The organism is Pseudomonas sp. SIMBA_067 (assembly GCF_046534675.1).
Taxonomy (GTDB): Bacteria; Pseudomonadota; Gammaproteobacteria; order Pseudomonadales; family Pseudomonadaceae; genus Aquipseudomonas; species Aquipseudomonas putida.
The window spans coordinates 1-264 of sequence record NZ_JAWRYH010000609.1 but is presented as its reverse complement, the minus strand read 5'-3'; the positions used below and the strand labels follow the sequence as shown (position 1 = coordinate 264).

The 264-nt window shown below is 64.0% G+C and carries 1 protein-coding gene; it reads right to left on the bottom strand.

Annotated elements, in window-relative coordinates:
* On the bottom strand, positions 1-264 hold a 264-nt coding region (locus SB765_RS30540), incomplete at both ends, for a cation:proton antiporter (protein WP_410932606.1).

The following is a 264-nucleotide window of genomic DNA, read 5'->3' as shown; positions in this document are numbered from 1 at the left end:
CGGTCGGCGCTCCAGGTCGCCGAGGATCCAGCGCATGATCAGTGGTCGCACCAGGCCGATCACCAGCACAATGAACAAGCCCAGCGCCAGCACCCTGGCCAAGGAAGCCCAAGGGTTGAACTGCGAGGCGATCAGCGATGTAACGCCACCAAGGATGAGCCAGCCGCAGACATCGTCTATTGCCGCCGCACCGATGGTAAGGGTGGCGACTCGCGAGCGCGAAAGGCCCAGTTCCATGAAGATGCGCCCGAGGATGGGCAGGGC